This is a genomic window from Martinezella rhizogenes (assembly GCF_000799715.1).
Classification (GTDB): domain Bacteria; phylum Pseudomonadota; class Alphaproteobacteria; order Rhizobiales; family Rhizobiaceae; genus Rhizobium; species Rhizobium rhizogenes_C.
The window spans coordinates 170,283-192,555 of record NZ_JUHG01000014.1 but is presented as its reverse complement, the minus strand read 5'-3'; the positions used below and the strand labels follow the sequence as shown (position 1 = coordinate 192,555).

The following is a 22,273-nucleotide window of genomic DNA, read 5'->3' as shown; positions in this document are numbered from 1 at the left end:
GACGCCGGCTTCCCGCTCAAGTGATTTGGAGATGTATCATGGGCCTGCGCAAGCTTGGACGAACCGATCTTTTGGTCGCCCCCATCGTTTTCGGCGGCAATGTCTTCGGCTGGACGGCCGATGAGAAAACCTCCCATGCCCTGCTCGACGCCTTCTTCGACGCCGGTTTCAACACGATCGACACGGCCGATGTCTATTCGAGCTGGGTTCCAGGCAACAAGGGCGGCGATTCCGAGGAGATCATCGGCAAGTGGCTGAAGCAGGGCCGCGTTGCCCGCGACAAGGCCATCATCATTACCAAGGTCGGCTCGGAGATGGGGCCGGGCAAGAAGGGCCTGAAGGCGGATTATATCGTCCAGGCGGTCGAGGCGTCGCTGAAGCGGTTGCAGACCGACCATATCGACCTCTATCTGTCGCACTGGCCTGACCCGGAAACGCCGCATGAAGAATCGCTTGGCGCCTATGCCAAGCTGAAGGAACAGGGCAAGATCCGCCATGTCGGCTGCTCCAACCTCAATGCCGAGCAGTTGCAGGCATCGCTCGACGCCGCCGCCAAGGCAGGTCTGCCACGCTATGACGTGCTGCAGCCGGAATATAACCTCTACACGCGCGACAGCTTCGAAGGGCCGCTGGCCGATCTCTGCGTCAGGCAAGACATCGGCGTCATCACCTATTTCAGCCTCGCCGCCGGCTTCCTCACCGGCAAATACCGCAGCAAGGCCGATACCGAGGGACGGGCGCGCGAAAACCGGGTGGCGGCCTATCTCGACGACAAGGGCCTGCGCATTCTCGCAGCCCTCGACAAGGTTTCCGCCGAAACCGGCGGCAAGCCGGCCGAAATCGCGCTCGCATGGCTCCTGCGCAAGCGTGGCGTCACCGCCCCGATCGCCAGCGCCACCAGCCTTGGCCAGCTTGACGCGCTGATCAATTCGGCGAAGCTCAAGCTTTCCGACGAGGCCGTGGCCCTGCTCGACAAGGCCGGCGAATAGGCAAGGACGAACCAATGACCGTAGTCGTGCGCGATGCCAGACCTGAAGACGAAACCCGATGGCGCAAGCTCTGGGCCGGATATCTCGCCTTCTACAGGGTCGACCTCGCGCCCGATATCACCGACATGACATGGCGCCGGATATTCGATCCGGCGTCCGCCATGTTCATGCGCGTTGCCGAGGTCGATGGTGAGGTCAAGGGCTTCGCGCTTTGCCTGACGCATGAGAGCACCTGGCTCAGGGAGCCGGAATGCTATCTGGAAGACCTGTTCGTCGACGAAAGCGTGCGAGGCCAGGGTGTCGGCCGGGCACTGCTCGATGATCTCGTTTCGCTTTGCAAGGGGAATGGCTGGGCGCGACTCTATTGGCACACCGAAGAGGACAACGCCACGGCCCGCAAGCTCTATGACAGCTACATCAAGAGCGATGGGCTCATTCGTTACCGCATCAAATTCTAAGCTTTGGCAGCCCTTCGTAGAGAGCCGAATGATCGCCATCCCAGTTCGCCATGCCCCTCTTGGTCAGCATGCCGCGCGGGCTGACATAGCTCTGGATGGTCCGCATCGGCCGCTCATGCCACTGGATGTTGAAGGCCCATAATTTCGGGAAGAAGCAGAGCGAGGCGTAGGGCAGGTGATCGTGGATCCACCATGCCAGCTTTTGCCAATCGCCCTCCTCGCGACAATGATCGATCAGCCACGGCACGACGATACAGACGGCAGCGCCCATGCAGCCGTCCAGATCGCGCATGTCCCAGATGTGATGCGCGGCGGTGTGAGGATTGGTCGAGCAATTCAGCCCATTCCGGTTGCCGAAGGCGTTGACATCAGGTGCACGATAGCCAGAGCGGATATGCAGCCGGCCGAAAGTGGCTTCCAGCGGCTCCAGCAGTTCTTCGCAGAGCCGAGTGCCGCTCTCTATCGCCAGATCGGGATCGTCGGGGATATTGGGAATGCGGTAGAAATCGGCGATCTCCGAATGCAGGAAATCGCGAAAGAAGAAATTCTTCGATAGCCTGGCGCGGCCCAATTCCTCCAAGCCCTTCATCGATCCCGGCTTTTTCATCGTCTGAAATCCTTGTCCTCGGCTCATACGGCCAGTTCAGAGATTTTTACCGCGAACCGCCACCCGATTCCGTCAGCAGCGGATTTTCCCGCTGCTCACCTCATGGCCCGGCATATTTGAAGAAATCGATGAAGGCTCTCAGCGCCGGGCGCATCTGGCGTCGGCTGGGATAATAGATGCAGAAGCCGGAATAGGGCGGACACCAGTCCTCGAGCACACGGATCAGGCGGCCCTCGGCCAGCTCCTGCGCCACCCTTATGTCGAAGAAATAGGAGAGGCCGGCGCCATTCAGCGCCGCCAGAACCGCGAGCCGGTCCTCGATGACGATCAAGGGGCCGTCGACGGCGACGATCAGCTCACGGCCGTCCTTCTCGAACTCCCAGCGATAGATCGAACCATCGGTAAAACGCCGCTTGATGCAGCGGTGATGGACGAGATCGCGAGGGTGCAGCGGCTTCGGATTGTTCTCGAAATAGGCTGGGGAGCCGGCGATGACCGTGCGGATGTCCGGCGACACCTTCACTGCGATCATATCCGCTTCCACGCTCTCCTCCAGCCGGATGCCGGCATCGAAGCCTTCCCTGACGATATCGCTGAAACCATCCTCGTTGGCGATCTCCAGCGTGATGTCGGGATAGGTATTGAGGAAATCGCCGAGCCGCGGCGCCATCAGCAGATCGGAGGCGAAGCGCGGGGCGGTGATGCGCAAATTGCCCGCCGGGCGGCCGCGCATGGCCAGCGTATCCTCCAGCGCGATATCAATTTGCTCCAGAGCCGGCGCCAGTCGCTCCAGCAGCGTCCGGCCCTCCTCGGTCGGCAGGACACTGCGAGTGGTGCGGGCAAGCAGCCGCACGCCAAGGCTTTCTTCCAGGCTGGAGATGGCATGACTGACGGCGGAGGGCGCGATCGACAGTTCCTTGCCGGCGGCACGGAAGCTGCGGTGGGCGGCGACAGCGGCGAGAACCGCCAGTTGAGAAAGCTGGGTTCTGTTCATTGATCTAAATAATAGAACAGCCCGTTATAATTTGCACGGATTTTCATTCATTATCGAGAAGCCTACCTTCCTCTCGTCAACACGAACGGCCAGCCTGGTCGGTCCCGATCGCAACAAAGCCCAAGAGGAATATGACAATGAAAACCCGCAAGCTTGGCAAGGATCTCACCGTTTCCGCCGTTGGCCTCGGCTGCATGGGCATGAGCTTCGCTTATGGTGCTTCCGACGAGAATGAATCGGTGAAGACGCTGCATCATGCCGTCGATCTCGGCGTCACCTTCTTCGATACCGCCGAGACCTACGGTCCCTTCCACAATGAGGTCCTGCTGGGACAGGCACTGAAATCCGTCCGCGACCGTGTCGTCATCGCCACCAAATTTGGCTTCAAGCTCGATCCGACCAAGTCTGGCCTGGCATCGATGATCGGCGTCGACAGCCGGCCGAAACATGTGAAGGAGGTGGCCGAGGCCTCGCTGAAACGGCTCGGCACTGACGTTATCGACCTGTTCTACCAGCACCGCGTCGATCCGAACGTCCCGATCGAGGACACGGTCGGCGCCATGACAGACCTGGTGAAAGAGGGCAAGGTGCGCGCGCTCGGCCTTTCCGAAGCCGGCGCCGCCACCATCCGCCGCGCCCATGCGGTCCACCCGATCGCCGCCGTGCAGAGCGAATATTCACTCTGGAGCCGCGACCCGGAAGAAGAGGTGCTCGCCGTCTGCCGCGAACTCGGCATCGGCTTCGTGCCCTATAGCCCGCTTGGCCGTGGCTTCCTGACCGGTGCGATCGGCAAGGTGGACGATCTCTCAGCAGACGATTTCCGCCGCAACCTGCCGCGTTTCCAGGGCGAGAACTTCGACGCCAACGCCGCCCTCGTCGCCAAGCTCGAATCCCTCGCCAAGGACAAGGGCGTGACGGCAGCACAGCTGGCGCTCGTCTGGGTCCTGCATCAGGGCGACGACATCGTGCCAATCCCCGGCGCCCGCAAGCTGCACCATCTCGAACAGAACGCGGCCGCCGCCGATATCACGCTTTCGGCTGGCGAAGTTGAGGCGCTGAGCGATATCATGCCGCTCGAACAGATAGCCGGCAAACGATACACCGAGGCCTCGCTGGCGATGACGAATATCTGAGCCTTTGTCGAGGAATCGATAGGCGCAACAAAGGCATCGGCTTGCAGGCTGGTGTCTTTTTCTTTTTCGCTTCATCGACGGCCGTACGAGGCAAGCGGTTAGGATCGGAATGTTGGAAAGTACGATCTAAACAGCGATTTCGCCGCCCTCAAGATTCCCACCAAACAGATCGTCATAGTCGTAAATCGCGCATTCACTTCTCGACTCTCGATTGACAATCCACCCCGAAATTTTATGGTGCGGCCAATCAAAACGGGCAGCGTTGGGAGGACTTATGTCTATGCGCGCGTTTATCGGGCTTTCCGCTTTTCTTCTCGCCACTTTCACCACCTTGATGCCGGCGGGGGCTGCCGACACCAAGCGGCAAGTGGTCACCACGCAGGATGGCGACTACTACGGTTTCGACCTGCGCACCGAGCAGAACGTGACGCTCGACCAATGCTCGGCGTCTTGCGTCGGCGATAAATCCTGCAAGGCCTTCACCTATAATCCAAAGGTGAAGTGGTGCTTCCTGAAGTCCGATTTCAACCAGCTCAATACAGTGGCAGGCGCCATCGCCGGCAAGGTCGTCGAGACGGCCGCCGCTAACGAGCCGGATATCGGCGCGGCACCCGCGCTTCCCTTCCTCTCCGACGATTTCGTCCAGAGCGCGAGCGATGCGAAAGGCCGGCTGACGCTCGCCGCCAACCTGAAGGGACAGGGCGTCGAGAGCTTGATCGCGCTCGGCCGCATCGAGATCACCTCCGGCAATGTCAACAATGCGTTGAACGCTTTCCAGGGGGCATTGTCGCTGTCGCCAGACAATGGCGACCTCTGGGTCGAGATGGCGCGTGCCGCCAATACGACGACCAACGACACGTCGCTCGCCACACAGGCTGCCTACGCCGCCATCAATGGCTATCAGCTCTCCCGCACGACCTCGAGCCGCGCCGATGCGCTCGCCGTCATGGCCGAGTCGCTAAAAAATGCGCAGAACTATCGCCAGGCGCTCAGCGCTTACAAGGCGAGCCTCGCGCTCACGAGTTCCGCCGCAGTCCAGGCCGCCTATGACGATCTGCGCGCCCGCCAGGGTTTCCGCGTTTCCGGCAACACGCTGGATAACGACAATGCCTCGCCCCGCGCCTGCGTGCAGTTCTCAGAAAAGCTGGTGAAGAGCGGCGTCGACTACACACCTTTCGTCACCGTCAATGGTGCCGCGCCCAAGGGCGTCGACGCCAAGGACAATCAGATTTGCGTCGAGGGCCTCGAATTCGGCCAGCGCTACAGGATTTCACTGCGCCCCGGCCTGCCCTCCTCCGTCGATGAGGATCTTGCCACGCAGGTCAATGTCGACGTCTACGTCAAGGATCGCTCGGCTTCGATCCGCTTCACCGGCGACAATTTCGTGCTGCCGTCGACCGCACGTCGCGGCATACCGATCGTTTCGGTCAACACCACCACCGCCAATCTGAAGCTCTACCGCATCGGCGACCGCAACATCGCGCAACTGCTGAACAATTCTCAATTCCTGACGCAGATGAGCGGCTATGGCGCCCAGACCATCCAGGACACCAGCGGCGAACTGGTCTGGCAGGGTTCTATCGAGATCCAGCAGAACCTCAACAAGGATGTCGTCACCAGCTTCCCGGTCGACGAAGCCCTGCCGCAGCGTAAGCCCGGCGTCTACGTGCTCACCGCCGTCGCACCGAACGGCAGCGGCCAGGAGTGGGATTCGCAGGCGACGCAATGGTTCGTGGTTTCCGATATCGGCATCACCACCTATGCCGGCACGGACGGGCTGAACGTCTTCACCCGCTCGCTCGGCAGCGCCAAGCCGACCGTCGGCGTCGAGCTGCAGCTGCTTGCCAAGAACAACGAAATCCTCGGCACCGCCAAGACCGATGCGAATGGCCGCGCCATCTTCAGCGCCGGCCTGATGCGCGGCACCGCGGGCATGACGCCGGCCGTCATTGCCGCCCAGAACGGCGATCAGGACTACGTCTTTCTCGACATGACCCGCGCCGGCTTCGATCTTTCCGACCGCGGCGTCGCGGGCCGCACGGCACCGGGCGCGATCGACCTCACCGCCTGGACGGAACGCGGCATCTACCGCGTCGGCGAGACGGTGCATGCCTCAGCACTTGCGCGTGACATCAGCTCCGTGGCGGTAGAGAACCTGCCACTCACCTTCGTCTTCCTGCGCCCCGACGGTGTCGAGGATCGCCGCGTTGTCACCGACGGCGGCAAGCTCGGCGGCTATAATGTCGACCTGCCACTGCAACAGACGGCGATGCGCGGCAGCTGGACGATGAATATCTATACCGATCCGAAGGGTTCCTCGATCGGCTCGCAGACCTTCCTGGTCGACGACTTCGTGCCGGATCGCACCGAATTCGACATGAAGAGCGATGCCAAGGCGATCGAAGTCGGCAAGCCGACTCCGATCAATATCGAAGGACGCTATCTCTATGGCGCACCGGCCGCCGGCCTCAGCCTTGAAGGCGACGTAACGCTGAAGCCGACGCGCCAAAGCGACGACTACAAGGGCTATCAGTTCGGCCTTGCCGATGAGGGTGCTGGGCAGAATGCCAGCGACGACAGCGATAGCGACAGCAGCGACAACAAGGCCGAAAGCACCCAGCTGCCGCTCGATGACTTGCAGGCGCTGGATGAGGACGGCAAGACGACCTTCGACGTCACTGTCAACGACACGCCCTCGACCACGCAATTGCTCAACGCCGACATCACCGTGCGGATGCAGGAAGCCGGCGGCCGAGCCGTCGAGCGCTCGCTGACCCTGCCGGTCAGGGCGGACGGGCCGCGCATCGGCATCAAGCCGGAATTCGACGGCGATCTCGGCGAGAACTCCCTCGGCGTCTTCCATGTCATCGCAATCGACCAGAACGGCCAGAAGCAGGCCATGCAGGGCCTGACCTGGAGGCTCCTCAGCGTCGAGCGCGACTATCAATGGTATCGCGACGGCAATAGCTGGAAATACGAGCCCATCACCTCGACCAAGCAGGTCGCCACCGGCACAGTCAACGCCACCACCGACGGCGCGGAAATCTCCGTGCCGGTCACCTGGGGCCGCTACCGGCTGGAAGTGGACACGGCCGATACGAACGGCCCGGAATCCAGCGTCGAATTCAATGCCGGCTGGTACGTCGCCTCGACCTCGACCGAAACGCCGGATGCACTGGAAGTCTCGCTCGACAAGAGCAGCTATCATATTGGCGACACGGCAAAGCTCAAGGTGACCTCGCGCTATGCCGGCCAGTTGATGGTGACGGCGGGTTCCGAAACGCTGATTTCGGTCGCCAATGCCGATATCGGCGCTACCGGCGGCGAAGTCGATATTCCCGTCACCGCCGATTGGGGTGCCGGCACCTATCTGACCGCCACCCTCTTTCGTCCCGGCGAAGCGCAGGAAAGCCGCATGCCGATGCGCGCCATCGGTATCAAATGGGCGGCAGTCGATCCCGGCGAACGCAAGCTGCAGGTCAAGCTCGATGCGCCGCCAAAAGTCCTGCCGCGCCAGCCTCTGAGCGTTGCCGTGCAGGTGACGGGAGCCGGCGCCAACGAGGATGCCTATGTGACGCTTGCCGCCGTCGATGTCGGCATTCTCAACCTGACGCGCTACGAGCCACCGGCACCGGACGAGTGGTATTATGGCCAGCGCCAGCTCGGACTTGAAATCCGCGACATCTACGGTCGTCTGATCGATGGCTCGCTCGGTGCGACCGGCAAGCTGCGCACCGGCGGCGACGGCGGACAGGCCGGCCTGGGGGCGAGCCCGCCGACACAAAAGCTGGTCGCCTTCTTCTCCGGCCCGGTCAAACTCGATGCCGACGGCAAGGCCAATGTCAGCTTCGACATTCCGCAGTTCAACGGCACGGCGCGCCTGATGGCGGTTGCCTGGTCGAAGGCAGGCGTCGGGCATGCAACGCAGGACGTCATCATCCGCGATCCGGTTGTCGTTACCGCCAGCCTGCCGAGGTTCCTCGCTCCGGGGGACAAGGCCAATCTGCGGCTCGACATCGCCAATACCGATGCACCCGCCGGCGACTACAAACTGGCGGTTACCGGCAACGCGGCCGTCACCGTCGACGCCAGCGCCACCCAGCAGACGATCAATCTGCAGCCGGGCGGCAAATACGACATCACCCTGCCCTTGACCGGCGGACAGCCGGGGGCCGGCACGGTTTCGATCAACCTGTCCGGCGCGTCCGGACTGTCGCTCGATCAATCGCTCGATCTACCCGTTCGCCCGGCGCAATTGCCGGTGACCGAACGGCGGCTCGTCTCGCTGGCTCCCGGAAAGAGCCTGACCGTCAATGCCGACCTGCTCGCCGACAGCGTGCTGCCCGGCGCTTCGGTCAGCGTCAATGTCAGCCGCTCCGGCGCCTTCGATGTGCCGGCCTTGCTGATGAGCCTCAGCCACTATCCCTATGGCTGCGCCGAGCAGACGGCCAGCAGCGCGATGCCGCTGCTCTATTTCAGTGATCTGGCCATCAAGAACGGCCTTGCCGACGACAAGGAAATTCGCCAGCGCGTTCAGGACGCGATTTACCGCGAAATGTCCTACCAGTCCTCCACCGGCAGCTTCGGCCTCTGGGGTCCGGGTTCCGGCGATCTCTGGCTCGACGCTTATGTCACGGACTTCCTAACGCGTGCCCGCGAGCAGAAATACACCGTGCCGGATCAGGCCATGGCGCAGGCATTGGAAAACCTGCAGAACGCGCTGAGCGCCAACACCAACGTCAAGGATAACGGCAACGAGATCGCCTATGCGCTCTATGTGCTTGCCCGCAACAAGAAGGCTTCGATCAGCGATCTACGCTACTACGCCGATACGATGCTGAACGACTTCCCGACCCCGTTGTCCAAGGCGCATCTGGCGGCGGCCCTTGCGCTCTACGGCGATGCCCAGCGTTCGCGCAACATCTTCGTGGACTCGCTGCAGATGTCGCAGCAAGGGCTCGTAACCAAGGTCAGCTTCGCCCGCTCTGATTACGGCTCGTCGCTGCGTGATGGTGCTGCCGTGCTGGCGCTCGCGGCCGAAAGCCGCCCGGTGCCTCCGATCGTTCCGGAGCTGTCGACCGTCGTTGCCAACGAATGGCAGAACAAGCGCTATACCAGCACCCAGGAACAGACCTGGATGCTGCTTGCCGCCCGCGCGCTGCAGAATGGCGATGATGGCTTGACGCTCGATGTCAACGGCGCGACCCATACCGGCACCTACATGGCGCAGATGAGCGGCGACGCCCTGATCGGCCATCCGCTGACCGTCACCAACACCACCCGCCAGCCTTTGGCCGCCGCCGTGACCACGGTCGCAGCCCCGGTTTCGCCACTGCCGGCCGGCGGCAACGGCTTCACCATCGAGCGCAAATATTACACGCTCGATGGCGAGGAGGCGAATATTACGGAGGCACAGCAGAACGAGCGCTATGTCGTGGTGCTGCATGTTACCGGGGCCAACAGCTGGCAGTCGCGCATATTGGTGACTGATCTCCTGCCCGCCGGTTTCGAGATCGACAATCCGAGCATCGTCAACAGCGCGCAGCTATCGAACTTCGATTGGCTGAGCGAGGTGCAGCCGGCCCATGTCGAGTTCCGCAACGACCGTTTCGTTGCCGCCTTCGATGAATCCTGGGGCAGCCGCGATCTGAGCCTTGCCTATGTGGTGCGCGCCGTTACCCCCGGCACCTACGACCATCCGGCCGCGAGCGTCGAGGACATGTATCGTCCGCAATTCTCGGCTCGCACGGCGATGGGCCGCATGGAGGTGCAGGCGGCACAGCAATAAGAAGAGGTCATGAAGGCGCGGTGGAAAATTGCGATCGGTCTTGGCGCAGCTACCCTCTCGGTGGCGGCGCTGACCTTTGGCCTTGTCGCCGCCGACCGCGCCTTTCCGCCGCCGCTGGACAGAGCCGGTGTCGTCTCGTCCGAGGTGCTGGATGCCAATGGCGAGTTGCTGCGCGCTTTCGCCACGCCGGAGGGGCGCTGGCGGCTGAAGACGGATGTCGGTGACGTCGATCCGCAATTCCTGCGCATGCTGGTTGCCTATGAGGACCGGCGCTTCTACGACCATCACGGCGTCGATCCGATGGCGTTCGGCCGCGCCTTCCTCCAGCTCGTCACCCACGGCCGCATCGTCTCCGGTGGCTCGACGCTCTCCATGCAGGTGGCGCGCCTGATCGAGCCGCGCAGCGAGCGATCGGTGACGGCCAAGCTACTGCAGATCGCCCGCGCCATCCAGATCGAGCGGCGGCTCAGCAAAGAACAGATTCTTGACCTCTACCTAACGCATGCCCCCTATGGCGGTAATCTGGAGGGCGTGCGGGCCGCGAGCCTTGCCTATTTTGGCAAGGAGCCCCGACAGCTGAGCATCGCGCAGGCGGCCCTGCTGGTCGCCCTGCCGCAACTGCCGGAAAAGCGCCGACCCGACCGCAACCTCGCTAGCGCCGAAGCCGCGCGCAAGCGTGTGCTCGCCCGCGCGGCGGTGGCCGACGTCGTCGGCGACGGCGAGGCGGAGCGGGCAGCCCTCGTTCCGGTTCCGGCCAGGCGGCGGCAATTGCCAGCCTATGCAGCGCATCTGGCTGAGACCGCGCTGCGCAAGCAGCCTGATATCATCCAGCATCACACGACGCTGCGCCGGGATGTTCAGCAGGGTCTGGAAGCCGTCGCCGACGAGGCCTCCCGGCGGCTTGGGCCGAAGGTGTCGGTCGCCATGGTCATGGCTGATGTCAAGACCGGCGAGATCGTGGGCGAGGTGGGCTCGGCCAATTACTTCGATTCCAGCCGCTCCGGCTGGATCGACATGACCCGCGTATTGCGCTCTCCCGGCTCGACGCTGAAACCCTTTATCTACAGTCTCGCTTTCGAAGAAGGGTATGTCGCCCAGGAAACCATCATTGAGGATCGGCCCGCCGACTTCTATGGCTATCGTCCGCGCAATTTCGACATGACCTATCAGGGTGATGTCAGCGTGCGCGAGGCGCTGCAACTGTCGCTCAACGTGCCCGCCATCCGCCTGCTCAACGCTGTCGGGCCAACGCGGCTGCTGGTGCGCTTCCGTCGCGCCGAGGTGAAGCCGGTGCTGCCGCCGAACGAGGCTCCGGGCCTTGCCATCGGCCTTGGCGGCGTCGGCATCACGCTCAAGGATCTGGTGCAGCTCTATGCCGGCCTTGCCAATCGCGGCAAGCCGATGCGGATCGGCGACGGCATTCAGGATCAGCCGGGGCCGATCGAGGACCAGCCGTTGATGGAGCCGGTGGCGGCCTGGAACATCACCGACATTCTCTCCGACATCATTGCACCGCGCGGCAGCAAGCAGCTCGGCATCGCCTACAAGACCGGCACCAGCTACGGCAATCGTGATGCCTGGTCGATCGGTTATGATGGCGCGCATGTGCTCGGCGTCTGGGTCGGCCGGCCCGACAACGGAGCCGTACCGGGACTGGCGGGCTATGTTTCTGCGGCACCCATCCTGTTCGAGGCCTTCGCCAAATCAGGTGTGGCTATCACGCCCTTCCCCTCACCCCCGATGGGCGCGGTGCGTATTTCCGCGACCCAACTGCCGATCAGTCAGCGGCGCTTTTCCGTCACCGCGGCCGGCCTGCTGTCGGCTTCGACCCGCGAGCCGGCGCCACAGATCGTCTATCCGCCGGAGGGAGCGCGCGTCGATCTCGGCGCCAATGGCGGTGCCAGCTCGATCATGCCGTTGGCGCTGAAGCTGCAGGGCGGCCGCGCGCCGTTCCGCTGGCTCGCCAACGGCAAGCCGCTGCCCGATCTCTCCCGCCGCCGCACCAATCAATGGGTGCCCGACGGCGCCGGCTATTCGACGCTGACCGTCATCGACGCCGCCGGCCGCGCCGCGAGTGTCAGGGTCTTCGTGGAATAAAAAGACGCGGACTGAGCAAGATCGTGCTGCCGCTTTTTTGCCAGCCCAGCCCGTTCGTGTTACTTTACCGGATACTCAAACGAGGAATGACGAGATGTCGGAAGAGCAGGCAATCCGCGCGGTTGTTCACCTCTATGTCGATGGCATGGCATTCGCGAATGAGCCGGCGCTGCGCAAGGCGCTGCATCCACGCGCGGCGATCATCGGCAACTATCAGGGCGCGGTGGAGTGGATGACCCGCGACGAATTCATCGCAGCCATTGTCGAGGAGGGCAGCGCGCCGCCCGACACAATACCGCTGATGGAGATCGAGCTGATCGACATCGAGGGAGACGCGGCAAGCGTCAAGGTCGTCGACGAGTTCGCCGGGATGCGGTTTTCGGATTATCTATCACTGCTGAAGATCGACGGGCGCTGGAGCGTGGTGAATAAGGTTTATCATTTGCATCGATGAGTGGGCATAGCCGATATCTCAAGGATACACCGTCTATGCCGAGCCTCTGATGCCCCCCTCTGTCACTTCGTGACATCTCCCCCACAAGGGGGGAGATCGTTGGGAGTTTGCCGCTCGTCCCTTGCAAGACGATAGACTGCAATTTCAGCAGACTCGATGTCTGCTTGAGGCAGAAGTGTGCTGCGAGTTACCAATCTCCCCCCTTGTGGGGGAGATGTCACGAAAGTGACAGAGGGGGGTGCCGCACCCTCCGCGAACTCAACAATCACGGATAGGGCGTCTTACCCCCGCAAAACCCCACCCGTCGTCTTCGTCACATTGGCGACTATCTTCTGCGTCAGCGCTTCGAAATCCTCATCGGTCAGCGTGCGCTCGGCCGGCTGGATCTGCACCTCGATGGCGATCGACTTCTTATCCTCGCCGAGCGATGCGCCCTCGAAAATATCGAAGACGTTGACGCCGGTGATCAGCTTGCGGTCGGCGCCGGTGGCGGCGCGGATAATGGCGCCGGCTTCCACCGACTTGTCGACCACGAAGGCGAAGTCGCGCTTGACGGCCTGGAAGGGCGAAAGCTCCAACGCGGGCTTGGTGCGCGTCGCCTTCTTCTTTGGTTCCGGCATGGCGTCGATATAGACTTCGAAGCCGGCCAGCGCGCCGGTGACGTCGAGGGCTTCCAGCGTCTTCGGATGGAATTCGCCGAAATAGCCGAGCACGACCTTCGGACCCATCTTGATCGTGCCGGAGCGGCCCGGATGATACCAGGCGGGACCGCCCTGCTCGATCTGGATGTTGCCCATTGGAAGACCACAGGCTTCGAGCACCGCCAGCGCATCGGCCTTAGCGTCGAAGACATCGACCGGCTTGCCGCCGCCCTTGGCGGCGTTCGACCACATGCGGCCGGCACCGGCGAGCGTCGCCGTGCCGCGACGGATGCCGCCGGCAACGCGGCGCTGGCCTTCCGGCCGGTCGTTCTCATAAGTGCCGGAGACTTCGAAGATCGCGACGTCGCCATAGCCCTTGTCGGCATTGCGCTGGGCGGCCGAGAGCAGGCCCGGCAGCAGCGACGGGCGCATGTCGGACATGTCGGCGGCGATCGGGTTCGCAAGCTTCAGCGCCGAGGTGCCGCCGCCGAAGAGCTTGGCCTGATCTTCCGAGATGAACGACCAGGTGACGGCTTCCAGCATGCCGCGCGAGGCAAGCGCGCGCTTGGCGGTACGGGTACGGATCTGCAATGTCGTCAGGATCTTGCCGTTGACGGCGCCGTGGCTGCTAAGCGGCTGCGGCTTGATATTGTCGACGCCATGGATACGCATGATCTCTTCGACCAGATCGGCCTTGCCGTCGACATCGGAGCGCCAGGGCGGAACGGCGACGGAGACGCGCTCGCCGGAGCCGGAAACCGAGAAGCCAAGCTTCGTCAGGATCGACCTGCCCTCTTCCGTCGAGACATCAAGGCCGGTCAAGCGCTTGACCTCGGAGAAGGGGAAATCGACGATCTTGGCGTCATAACCCTTGTAGCCCTCGACCTTGGCCTTGGCGGCGGTGCCGCCGCAGCAGGCGAGTACCAGCTCGGTGGTGCGCTCGAGGCCCGGAACCATATATTCCGGATCGACGCCGCGCTCGAAACGGTAGCGGGCATCGGTGATGATGCCGAGGCCGCGGCCGCTCTTGGCGATGTTCATCGGATCCCAGAGCGCGGATTCGATCAGCACGTCGACGGTGTTCTCGTCGCAGCCGGAATGCTCGCCGCCCATGATGCCGCCGATCGATTCGATGCCGTTGTCATCGGCGATGACGACATTGTTCGGGCCAAGCTTGTATTCGCGCTGATCGAGCGCCAGCACGGTCTCACCGTCCTTGGCGCGGCGAACGACGAGGTTGCCTTTGACCTTGGCGGCGTCGAAGACGTGCATCGGCCGGCCCTGATCGAAGGTCATATAATTGGTGATGTCGACCAGCGCGCTGATCGGGCGAAGGCCGATCGCCTGCAGCCGCTGCTGCATCCATTTCGGGCTCGGGCCGTTCTTGACGCCGCGCACTAGGCGAAGCGCGAAGCCGGGGCAGAGGCGCATGTCGTCCAATTCGATCTTCACGTCCACAGGCGTCTCGCCTTCGACAGCGAAGGACGGAACGCCGCGCGGCTTCAGCGTGCCGAGGCCGGAGGCGGCGAGATCGCGGGCGATGCCGTAGACCCCGGTGCAATCGGGACGGTTCGGCGTCAGGTTGATCTCGATCATCGGATCGTCGAGGCCGGCATAGGCGGCATAACTGGTGCCGACGGGCGCGTCATCGGGCAAGTCGATGATGCCGTCATGGCTGTCGGAGATTTCCAGCTCCTTTTCGGAGCACATCATGCCGTGGCTTTCGACGCCACGGATGTTGCCGACCGCCAGCGTCACGTCGATGCCAGGAACATAGGTGCCGGGCGCCGCGAAGGCACCGACGAGGCCCGCACGCGCATTCGGCGCGCCGCAGACGACCTGGATCGGCTTACCGGTGCCAGTATCGACCATCAGCACCTTCAGGCGATCGGCCTGCGGATGCTTTTCGGCGGACAGAACCTTGGCGATGACGAAGGGCTTGAAAGCCGCCTTGTCGTCGACATCCTCGACCTCCAGCCCGATCATCGTCAGGCGGGCGCAGATCTCGTCGAGCGTGGCGTCCGTTTCCAGGTGCTCTTTCAGCCAGGAGAGTGTGAATTTCATGTCATCGATCCTTGCTTACGCGCTCAAACCGCCGAACAGCGTCGGCATGTCGAGCGGGCGGAAGCCGTAATGGTTCATCCAGCGGACGTCGGCGTTGAAGAAGTCGCGCAGGTCGGGCATGCCGTATTTCAGCATGGCGATGCGGTCGAGGCCCATGCCCCAGGCAAAGCCCTGATACTCATCCGGATCGAGGCCGCCATGGCGCAGCACGTTCGGATGCACCATGCCGCAGCCGAGGATTTCCATCCAGTCGGTGCCCTCGCCGAACTTGACGATCGGGCCGGAGCGGTCGCACTGGATATCGACCTCGAAGGAGGGCTCGGTGAAGGGGAAGAAGGACGGGCGGAACCGCATCGTCACATTGTCGACCTCGAAGAAGGTCTTGCAGAATTCTTCCAGCACCCAGCGGATATTGCCGACGTTCGCCGTCTTGTCGATCACCAGGCCCTCGACCTGATGGAACATCGGCGAATGCGTGGCGTCGCTGTCCTGGCGATAGGTCTTGCCGGGAATGATGATGCGGATCGGCGGCTTCTGCGCTTCCATGGTGCGGATCTGCACCGGCGAGGTGTGGGTGCGCAGCACCTTGCGCTCACCCTTTTCGTCCGGCTGGAAGAAGAAGGTGTCATGCATCTCGCGGGCCGGATGCCCTTCGGGGAAGTTCAGCGCCGTGAAATTATAATAGTCAGTCTCGACATCCGGTCCCTCGGCGATCGAGAAGCCCATGTCGCCGAAGATCGCGGTGATCTCATCGACGATCTGGCTGATCGGATGGATGCGGCCGCGTTCAGCGGGCGAGGAACGCACCGGCAGGCTGACGTCGACGGTCTCCGCCTTCAGCTTCGCGTCGATGGCGGCATCCTTCAACGCGCCCTTGCGGGCGTTGATGGCGTCAGACACCGAATTCTTCAGCGCGTTGATCGCAGCACCGCGCGTCTGCCGCTCTTCCGGCGACATAGAGCCCAGCGTCTTCAGCAGTTCCGAAACCGAGCCCTTCTTGCCGAGCGCGGCCACCCTGACGGCTTCGATCGATTGCTCGTCGGTCGCTGCGGCCACCTCGGCCATGAGTTGGGTTTCAAGTGTTACGAGTTCCGTCATCTGGTCCTGCCTTGCGGGCGGCGGGCTTGGAACGCCGCTCAGTCCGCGGAATAATGGAGAACGCCCGCATCAGAATGCTTGTGGCAACGATGAAGCGTTGCAGATCACTACCCATGTGCAAGCGGCCAATCAACCGGGCAAATGACAAAAAGCCGCCAAGAAAGCGGACCTTGGCACTTGCCGCCCGATACACGATCCATTTCCCGGGGTTCCGCCCGACAGGACCGCCTGACACGATGGAAAAGCGTATGCTGCAAAACACAAAACCCGCGCCGGTTTCGCCAGCGCGGGTTTCATAATGAATTTACGAAAGACGTGCGAAGCGGCGTTAGTTAACGGCTGCTTCGAACTCGTTCTTCGTGCCGGCTTCCTTGAGGTAATCAAGAGCCTTCTTCGAGGCAGCGACGAGCGCGCCGAAAGCTTCCGTCTCATGGATCGCCATGTCGGACAGAACCTTACGGTCGACTTCGATGCCAGCCTTGGTGAGGCCGTCGATGAAACGGCCGTAGGTCAGGCCGTGTTCGCGGACGGCAGCGTTAATACGCTGGATCCAGAGGGCGCGGAAGTTGCGCTTGTTAACCTTGCGGTCGCGATAAGCGTACTGCTTGGAACGATCGACAGCGGCCTTGGCGGTCCGGATGGTGTTCTTGCGGCGGCCGTAGAATCCACGAGCCTGCTTCAGAACCTTCTTATGCTTGGCGTGCGAGGTTACGCCTCTTTTTACGCGTGCCATTTCATGATCTCCTTAGTCTATAGCGTTACGAATAGTCTTAGAGACCGTTCGGCAAGTAGTTCTTGATAACCTTACGACCATCCGGTTCTGCGAGAACCATGGTGCCGCGGGCGTCGCGAATGAACTTGTTGCTACGCTTGATCATGCCGTGGCGCTTGCCAGCAGCGGCTGCCTTGACCTTGCCGGTCGCGGTGATCTTGAACCGCTTCTTGGCAGAGGACTTCGTCTTCATCTTGGGCATTTTGCTACTCCTTCGATGCTTCCTGGCGCGCTTTGTTCAAAAGCCCTTCCCACAGATCCGGCTGGGCCGGGCTGCGACAAGGTGCCGGAGCGTTTGTTGTTGAACGGTGGATACGGTGATGAACCATCCCACCAGCATTCTGAACTGCCACGGCATGCCCTGCCGGTCAGTTCGGACGCGCGCTTATAACCGCAGTTGCCTTAGAGTGCAACGGGCCGGACGCGTGAATCTTTGCAGATCGATGACAGCATCAATCTGACGGCATAAAAGGAAAAAGCCGCCCAATGGACGGCTCCGACCTGTTGAACCTGCCAGCGCCTTACTTCGGCGCAAGCACCATCATCATCTGACGGCCTTCGAGCTTGGGCTCGGCTTCGACCTTGGCGATCTCAACCGTATCTTCCTTGACCTGCTGGAGAAGCTTCATGCCGAGTTCCTGGTGAGCCATTTCGCGGCCACGGAACTTCAAGGTCACTTTCACTTTGTCGCCTTCTTCGAAGAAACGACCGATTGCCTTCATCTTCACCTCATAGTCATGGGTGTCGATGTTCGGGCGCATCTTGATTTCTTTGACTTCGACGATCTTCTGCTTCTTGCGTGCCTCGGCCGCCTTCTTCTGGTTGGCATATTTCAGCTTGCCCAGATCGAGGATCTTGCACACAGGCGCTTCAGCATTGGGGGAAATCTCAACGAGATCGAGACCGGCCTCCTCTGCCATTCTCAATGCTTCGTCGGTCGGGACGACGCCCAAATTCTGGCCGTCAGCAGCGATAAGCTGAACTTTTAGAACCCGAATTTCCCTGTTGGAACGCGGCCCATCCTTCACGGGCGCATCAGTTTTAAAGGGTCTGCGAATGGTCGTATTCTCCACGAATTGTTACGGATAGCTGCAGCTTCTCGCTCCCGTCGGCGCAACTGACGGAAATGTCGTAAAAGCTGTGTTGAAGTCAATAGCATGGCGCCAGGAAAAAATCACCTCCCGCGCGTCATTACTACGTCGCGCAGTCACAAGATGCGCAAAGGACACAGTAATAAGCTCGAATAGCACAGGATGCTCGTAAAAATCGAGAGAATTTTTGGGGTCACATGCGCGCGAATCTGTTTTAAAGAGCGGAAAATTCCGGGAGTTCTTGATGTCCGAAGCACTAGCCAGCCTTGAGCCGACGTTCCTTTCCGTTGGCGCCGGCGATGATCATCGACAGATCGCCATGCAGCAACGCCAAGCTCGCAAGGGCGCGAAGGGTGCCACCTTCGTCTGGCTCTCCGGTTATCGCTCCGACATGAGCGGCACCAAGGCGCTGGAGCTTGACGCGCTGGCCGAACGGCTCGGGCTCGGCTGCATCCGTTTCGACTATTCGGGCCACGGCCAATCCGGCGGCAAGTTTACCGACGGCACCATCTCGCGCTGGCTGGAGGAGGCGCTTGCCGTCATCGACCACGCCAAGCCGAAGCGTATCGTCCTTGTCGGCTCGTCGATGGGCGGCTGGATCGCGCTCCGGCTGATCCAGGAACTGCGCAAGCAGAAGAAGGCGCCCGTCATCCACGGCCTTGTGCTGATCGCCCCCGCCCCGGACTTCACCATCGATCTTATCGAGCCGAACCTTTCCGACACCGAGCGCAGGTCGCTGGCCGAACGCGGCTATTTCGAAGAGCCTTCGGAGTATAGTTCCGAACCGAACATCTTCACCCGCGCCCTCATCGAGGATGGCCGCGTCAATCGCGTTTTGACCGGCATCGTCGAGACCGGCTGCCCGGTTCATATCCTGCAAGGCATGCAGGACGAGGACGTGCCATTCGCCCATTCGTTAAAACTGGTCGAGCACCTGCCGGCCGACGATGTGGTGTTAACACTTGTGCGCGACGGCGATCATCGCCTGTCCCGGCCGCAGGATATCGAGCGCATGCTGGTCGCGGCAGAGACGCTGGCGCTGCATAATATTTCATAAAAACAGATAGATAGAGATGATCAAACCCGGTGAGCAGTCCGCTCGCCGGGTCGGATTCGCGTTGCATATCGATAACCACAAGCCGTATCCAATTGTGGCAACTATCCCTTTGATTGTGCTGAAATTAACCATATGACCGGGTTCCGGCGTTAACACTTAAGTAACGATTGACTTCACGCACCCCCCTACATTAACAATTTGTTAACAAATGCAGGGACGATACAAGGATAGTGGGCGTGCGTATTAAGGGCGTATTCGTAGCCTTCGCGGCTATAGTTGCCATGTCATCGTCGGCCATGCCGGCCCCGCAGAAGACCGCATCGATGACCATCGGCGCAGTCACCTCCCAGCCTATCGGGCACTATGAATTTTGCGAGCGCCACACCGACGAGTGCGGTCCGACCCGCAACACCGGCCCCGTCGACCTCACCGCCTCCACCTGGACGCTGGTCAATCAGGTGAACCTGCGCGTCAATAAAACCATTACCCCGGCTACCGACATGGAAGTCTACGGTCAGGAAGAATACTGGGAATATCCGAAGACGGCGGGCGACTGCGAGGATTTCGCGCTTCTGAAGCGCAAGCTTCTGATCCAGCAGGGTTTTTCCGCCGCTAATCTCCTGATGACCGTTGTTCGCAAGCCCGACGGCGAAGGCCATGCCGTGCTGACGCTACGCACCAAGCAGGGCGACTACATTCTCGACAATCTCGATGACGACGTAAAGGTCTGGTACAAGACGCCCTATTCCTACCTGAAGCGCCAGGCGAGCTTCAATGCCGGCCGCTGGGTCACCATCGAAAACGGCAGCGACATTCTGGTCGGCTCGGTCAAGTAAGCGCCGCGAAAACCAAACTCATGCAAAAGGCCGGCCACTGTGCCGGCCTTTTTGCTTTCCGCAATTTCATCAGAACGGTCCCTGCCTCTTGGGCATGGACAAATGGATATCGTCGTCGGCGAACTAGCTGTTCTTGTGGCTCTGTTGACCAGCCTTGACATGCTGCTCATGAGTGCCGCCGCGCGAAGAGCTCGACTGCTGCTCGCGAGAACCGGAAGACGACGCATTCCTGGTGGTGTTGTCCATGTTCTTGTGGCTCTGCTGGCCCGCCTTGACGTGCTGTTCGTGGGTTCCACCTTGATTTGCCATTGGACTATCCTCCTTGGATTTTTGCAAACGAGGCCAAGAGCGGCCTCGTGGAGCTAACCGATGGCGGCGGGGAGCGTTCCGAATTTTAACATTTCGTGATTGCGAATATACGACCCGACCGGCCTCAGGCATTTCCGATCAATATGCCGGCCGCCAGCACCAGCGAACCGCCGACCACGACCTGGAAGGCGGCTCGGAGGAACGGCGTCTCCATATATTTGTTCTGGATGAAGGCGATCACCCATAGCTCGAAGAAGACGACGATGGCGGCGATGATGGTTGCCGTCCAGAAATGCGGGATCAGATAGGGTAGCGCATGGCCGAGACCGCCGAGCGCCGTCATGATGCCGCAGGCAAGCCCGCGCTTGATCGGCGAGCCGCGACCGGAAATCTTGCCGTCATCATGGGCGGCTTCCGTGAAGCCCATGGAAATGCCGGCGCCGACGGAGGCCGACAGGCCGACGAGGAAGGTCTGCCAGGTGTTTTGGGTTGCGAAGGCCGCCGCAAAGATCGGCGCCAGCGTCGAGACGGAACCATCCATCAGGCCGGCAAGGCCCGGCTGCACATAGGTCAGCACGAACTGGCGGTGAGCGTGTGCATCCTCCTCAACCTTCACGCTCTCCGGCGTGTGCTTGTCGCCCAGCATGCGGGCGACCTCTTCGTGTCCCTGCTCGGCGAGCGCGAGGTCACCAAGGAGCTGGCGCGTCGAGGCATCGGAGATCTGCTTGGCCGCCTCGACATAGAAATGATAGGCCTGCTGCTCCATCGCCTCCGCCTCCTGGCGGATAGCGTCGAGCGACAGGTTCTTGCGCAGCCAGTCGGGCTTGCGATCGTAGAAGCCGCTGACATGTTCGCGCCGGATCAGCGGGATGCGCTCGCCGAAACGTCGGCGGTGCATGTCGATCAGCGTCTTGCGATGGGTATCCTCGACCTCGGCCATATCCTCGAACACCTTGGCGGAGTCGGGGTACTGGGCTCTTAGGATATCGGCATAGGCGAGAAAGATGCGTGCGTCGTCCTCTTCGGCGGCAATGGCGACTGCGAGAATTTCCTGTTCGGACAAAGAGGCAAAGGACCGCTTCGGCGAGCGGAAGAAACCGAGCAACATCAAAATCTCCATCTTTAGAATTATTCTAATCTAAAGTGGCCGAATGCGTGGGTCAAGCGTAAAGGCATGATCCAGAAGAAGGGAATGCCATTTCGGGATGAAATCGACGAGACGACTTTGACAGATCGCCGCAACGACGACATGACGTCTTGGTTGCGTGGGGAAATGGCGTACATAGGAGCCGACACAAGCCCATTGCCGCAGAAAAAGTTGCGTGCGACGGGGCCAGGAGCATGACATGGACAATGACCTACAAGGCCGCGCCGCCCATCTGGCCGGCATCCGCGAAAGGGCGGAGGCCGAGATGACGCGCATCGGTATCGACGCCGCCTTTATCGACCGGCTGGTCGAGACCTTCTACGGCCGCATCCAGGCGCATCCCCGGCTCGGCCCGGTCTTCGACGGCCGCCTTGCCGGCCGCTGGCCGGAGCATATGGAAAAGATGAAACGCTTCTGGTCCTCCATCGCCTTCAAGAACGGCGCCTATGGCGGCAAGCCGGTGCAGGCGCATGTCGGCGTCCAGGGTATCGCGCCCGATCTGTTTCCGGAATGGCTGACACTATTTTCTCAGACGCTTGATGACATAGCTTCGACGGACGAGGCCAAGGCCTGGTTCATGGCAACGGCCGAGCGTATCGCCAAGAGCCTGACCTTGTCGCTGTTCTACAATCCGGCGATGGATGATCCGGCGCGGCAGGGTGAATGAGGCAAAGTCTCACTTCGAGTTTGCGGAGAGTGTTCGCCCCCCTCTGTCACTTCGTGACATCTCCCCCACAA

The 22,273-nt window shown here is 61.5% G+C and carries 19 protein-coding genes; 9 read left to right on the top strand and 10 right to left on the bottom strand.

The features are described from left to right. Nucleotides 1–38: 38 nt before the first annotated feature. Both EX00_RS18405 and EX00_RS18400 read left to right on the top strand, forming a co-directional pair. Entirely contained in the window at nt 39–989 is a 951-nt protein-coding gene (locus tag EX00_RS18405; protein WP_047460931.1) for an aldo/keto reductase, read from the top strand. Nucleotides 990–1,003: 14 nt separating this feature from the next. Continuing rightward, entirely contained in the window at nt 1,004–1,447 is a 444-nt protein-coding gene (locus EX00_RS18400) for a GNAT family N-acetyltransferase (protein WP_047460930.1), read from the top strand. Here EX00_RS18400 and EX00_RS18395 read toward each other — a convergent pair. After that, nucleotides 1,437–2,054: a hypothetical protein gene (locus EX00_RS18395; RefSeq protein WP_047460927.1), complete on the bottom strand. Its 618-nt coding sequence runs from the start codon at nt 2,052–2,054 to the stop codon at nt 1,437–1,439. The two genes, EX00_RS18400 and EX00_RS18395, sit on opposite strands and share 11 nt — an antisense overlap. 100 nt (nt 2,055–2,154) lie before the next feature. Then, on the bottom strand, nt 2,155–3,048 hold the full coding sequence (locus EX00_RS18390) for a LysR family transcriptional regulator (protein WP_047460925.1): 894 nt from the start codon (nt 3,046–3,048) through the stop codon (nt 2,155–2,157). A 137-nt stretch (nt 3,049–3,185) separates the two neighbouring features. On the opposite strand from EX00_RS18390, the gene EX00_RS18385 reads away from it, so the two are divergent. From EX00_RS18385 to EX00_RS18370, 4 genes are all read left to right on the top strand, one after another. After that, nucleotides 3,186–4,181: an aldo/keto reductase gene (locus EX00_RS18385; protein WP_047460922.1), complete on the top strand. Its 996-nt coding sequence runs from the start codon at nt 3,186–3,188 to the stop codon at nt 4,179–4,181. A gap of 274 nt (nt 4,182–4,455) precedes the next feature. Next, on the top strand, nt 4,456–9,969 hold the full coding sequence (locus tag EX00_RS18380; protein WP_047460919.1) for an alpha-2-macroglobulin family protein: 5,514 nt from the start codon (nt 4,456–4,458) through the stop codon (nt 9,967–9,969). A 9-nt stretch (nt 9,970–9,978) separates the two neighbouring features. Next, nucleotides 9,979–12,066 (top strand): penicillin-binding protein 1C, encoded by a 2,088-nt coding sequence (gene pbpC, locus EX00_RS18375; protein ID WP_047460916.1) that lies wholly within the window; start codon nt 9,979–9,981, stop codon nt 12,064–12,066. Nucleotides 12,067–12,160: 94 nt separating this feature from the next. After that, on the top strand, nt 12,161–12,520 hold the full coding sequence (locus EX00_RS18370) for a nuclear transport factor 2 family protein (protein ID WP_047460913.1): 360 nt from the start codon (nt 12,161–12,163) through the stop codon (nt 12,518–12,520). A 281-nt stretch (nt 12,521–12,801) separates the two neighbouring features. On the opposite strand, the gene pheT is transcribed toward EX00_RS18370, so the two are convergent. From pheT to infC, 6 genes are all read right to left on the bottom strand, one after another. Then, on the bottom strand, nt 12,802–15,225 hold the full coding sequence (pheT, locus tag EX00_RS18365; protein WP_047460910.1) for a phenylalanine--tRNA ligase subunit beta: 2,424 nt from the start codon (nt 15,223–15,225) through the stop codon (nt 12,802–12,804). A gap of 15 nt (nt 15,226–15,240) precedes the next feature. After that, nucleotides 15,241–16,323, bottom strand: coding sequence for a phenylalanine--tRNA ligase subunit alpha (gene pheS / locus EX00_RS18360; protein WP_047460908.1), 1,083 nt, complete (start codon nt 16,321–16,323; stop codon nt 15,241–15,243). Next, a complete protein-coding gene (locus tag EX00_RS31130; RefSeq protein ID WP_162184548.1) occupies nt 16,301–16,516 on the bottom strand; it encodes a hypothetical protein in 216 nt (71 codons plus the stop codon). Before EX00_RS31130 ends, pheS begins: the two co-directional genes overlap by 23 nt. Nucleotides 16,517–16,651: 135 nt before the next feature. Then, nucleotides 16,652–17,056, bottom strand: a complete 405-nt coding sequence (rplT, locus tag EX00_RS18355; RefSeq protein ID WP_047460905.1) for a 50S ribosomal protein L20 — start codon at nt 17,054–17,056, stop codon at nt 16,652–16,654. Nucleotides 17,057–17,093: 37 nt separating this feature from the next. Then, nucleotides 17,094–17,297 (bottom strand): 50S ribosomal protein L35, encoded by a 204-nt coding sequence (gene rpmI / locus EX00_RS18350; protein ID WP_003544621.1) that lies wholly within the window; start codon nt 17,295–17,297, stop codon nt 17,094–17,096. 319 nt (nt 17,298–17,616) lie between these two features. Further along, nucleotides 17,617–18,153 (bottom strand): translation initiation factor IF-3, encoded by a 537-nt coding sequence (gene infC / locus EX00_RS18345; protein ID WP_202903740.1) that lies wholly within the window; start codon nt 18,151–18,153, stop codon nt 17,617–17,619. A 277-nt stretch (nt 18,154–18,430) separates the two neighbouring features. Here infC and EX00_RS18340 point away from each other — a divergent pair, with 277 nt between their 5' ends. Beyond that, nucleotides 18,431–19,243: an alpha/beta hydrolase gene (locus tag EX00_RS18340; RefSeq protein ID WP_047460896.1), complete on the top strand. Its 813-nt coding sequence runs from the start codon at nt 18,431–18,433 to the stop codon at nt 19,241–19,243. 236 nt (nt 19,244–19,479) lie between these two features. Further along, the gene (locus EX00_RS18335; RefSeq protein ID WP_047460893.1) at nt 19,480–20,079 is read left to right on the top strand and encodes a transglutaminase-like cysteine peptidase; all 600 of its coding nucleotides are present in this window, start codon (nt 19,480–19,482) and stop codon (nt 20,077–20,079) included. A gap of 123 nt (nt 20,080–20,202) precedes the next feature. On the opposite strand, the gene EX00_RS18330 is transcribed toward EX00_RS18335, so the two are convergent. Both EX00_RS18330 and mbfA read right to left on the bottom strand, forming a co-directional pair. Then, nucleotides 20,203–20,388, bottom strand: coding sequence for a hypothetical protein (locus EX00_RS18330; protein WP_047460891.1), 186 nt, complete (start codon nt 20,386–20,388; stop codon nt 20,203–20,205). Nucleotides 20,389–20,512: 124 nt separating this feature from the next. After that, complete coding sequence (gene mbfA / locus EX00_RS18325) at nt 20,513–21,496, bottom strand: iron exporter MbfA (protein ID WP_047460888.1); 984 nt, start codon at nt 21,494–21,496, stop codon at nt 20,513–20,515. A 238-nt stretch (nt 21,497–21,734) separates the two neighbouring features. On the opposite strand from mbfA, the gene EX00_RS18320 reads away from it, so the two are divergent. Continuing rightward, on the top strand, nt 21,735–22,202 hold the full coding sequence (locus EX00_RS18320; RefSeq protein WP_047460886.1) for a group III truncated hemoglobin: 468 nt from the start codon (nt 21,735–21,737) through the stop codon (nt 22,200–22,202). Nucleotides 22,203–22,273 lie beyond the last annotated feature (71 nt).

Bases quoted from the DNA above. Each gene is read 5' to 3' on its own strand.
- EX00_RS18405 (WP_047460931.1), top strand. From the start codon at position 39: ATGGGCCTGCGCAAGCTTGGACGAACCGATCTTTTGGTCGCCCCCATC.
- EX00_RS18400 (WP_047460930.1), top strand. From the start codon at position 1,004: ATGACCGTAGTCGTGCGCGATGCCAGACCTGAAGACGAAACCCGATGG.
- EX00_RS18395 (WP_047460927.1), bottom strand. From the start codon at position 2,054: ATGAAAAAGCCGGGATCGATGAAGGGCTTGGAGGAATTGGGCCGCGCC.
- EX00_RS18390 (WP_047460925.1), bottom strand. From the start codon at position 3,048: ATGAACAGAACCCAGCTTTCTCAACTGGCGGTTCTCGCCGCTGTCGCC.
- EX00_RS18385 (WP_047460922.1), top strand. From the start codon at position 3,186: ATGAAAACCCGCAAGCTTGGCAAGGATCTCACCGTTTCCGCCGTTGGC.
- EX00_RS18380 (WP_047460919.1), top strand. From the start codon at position 4,456: ATGTCTATGCGCGCGTTTATCGGGCTTTCCGCTTTTCTTCTCGCCACT.
- pbpC (WP_047460916.1), top strand. From the start codon at position 9,979: ATGAAGGCGCGGTGGAAAATTGCGATCGGTCTTGGCGCAGCTACCCTC.
- EX00_RS18370 (WP_047460913.1), top strand. From the start codon at position 12,161: ATGTCGGAAGAGCAGGCAATCCGCGCGGTTGTTCACCTCTATGTCGAT.
- pheT (WP_047460910.1), bottom strand. From the start codon at position 15,225: ATGAAATTCACACTCTCCTGGCTGAAAGAGCACCTGGAAACGGACGCC.
- pheS (WP_047460908.1), bottom strand. From the start codon at position 16,323: ATGACGGAACTCGTAACACTTGAAACCCAACTCATGGCCGAGGTGGCC.
- rplT (WP_047460905.1), bottom strand. From the start codon at position 17,056: ATGGCACGCGTAAAAAGAGGCGTAACCTCGCACGCCAAGCATAAGAAG.
- rpmI (WP_003544621.1), bottom strand. From the start codon at position 17,297: ATGCCCAAGATGAAGACGAAGTCCTCTGCCAAGAAGCGGTTCAAGATC.
- EX00_RS18340 (WP_047460896.1), top strand. From the start codon at position 18,431: ATGTCCGAAGCACTAGCCAGCCTTGAGCCGACGTTCCTTTCCGTTGGC.
- EX00_RS18330 (WP_047460891.1), bottom strand. From the start codon at position 20,388: ATGGCAAATCAAGGTGGAACCCACGAACAGCACGTCAAGGCGGGCCAG.
- mbfA (WP_047460888.1), bottom strand. From the start codon at position 21,496: ATGTTGCTCGGTTTCTTCCGCTCGCCGAAGCGGTCCTTTGCCTCTTTG.
- EX00_RS18320 (WP_047460886.1), top strand. From the start codon at position 21,735: ATGGACAATGACCTACAAGGCCGCGCCGCCCATCTGGCCGGCATCCGC.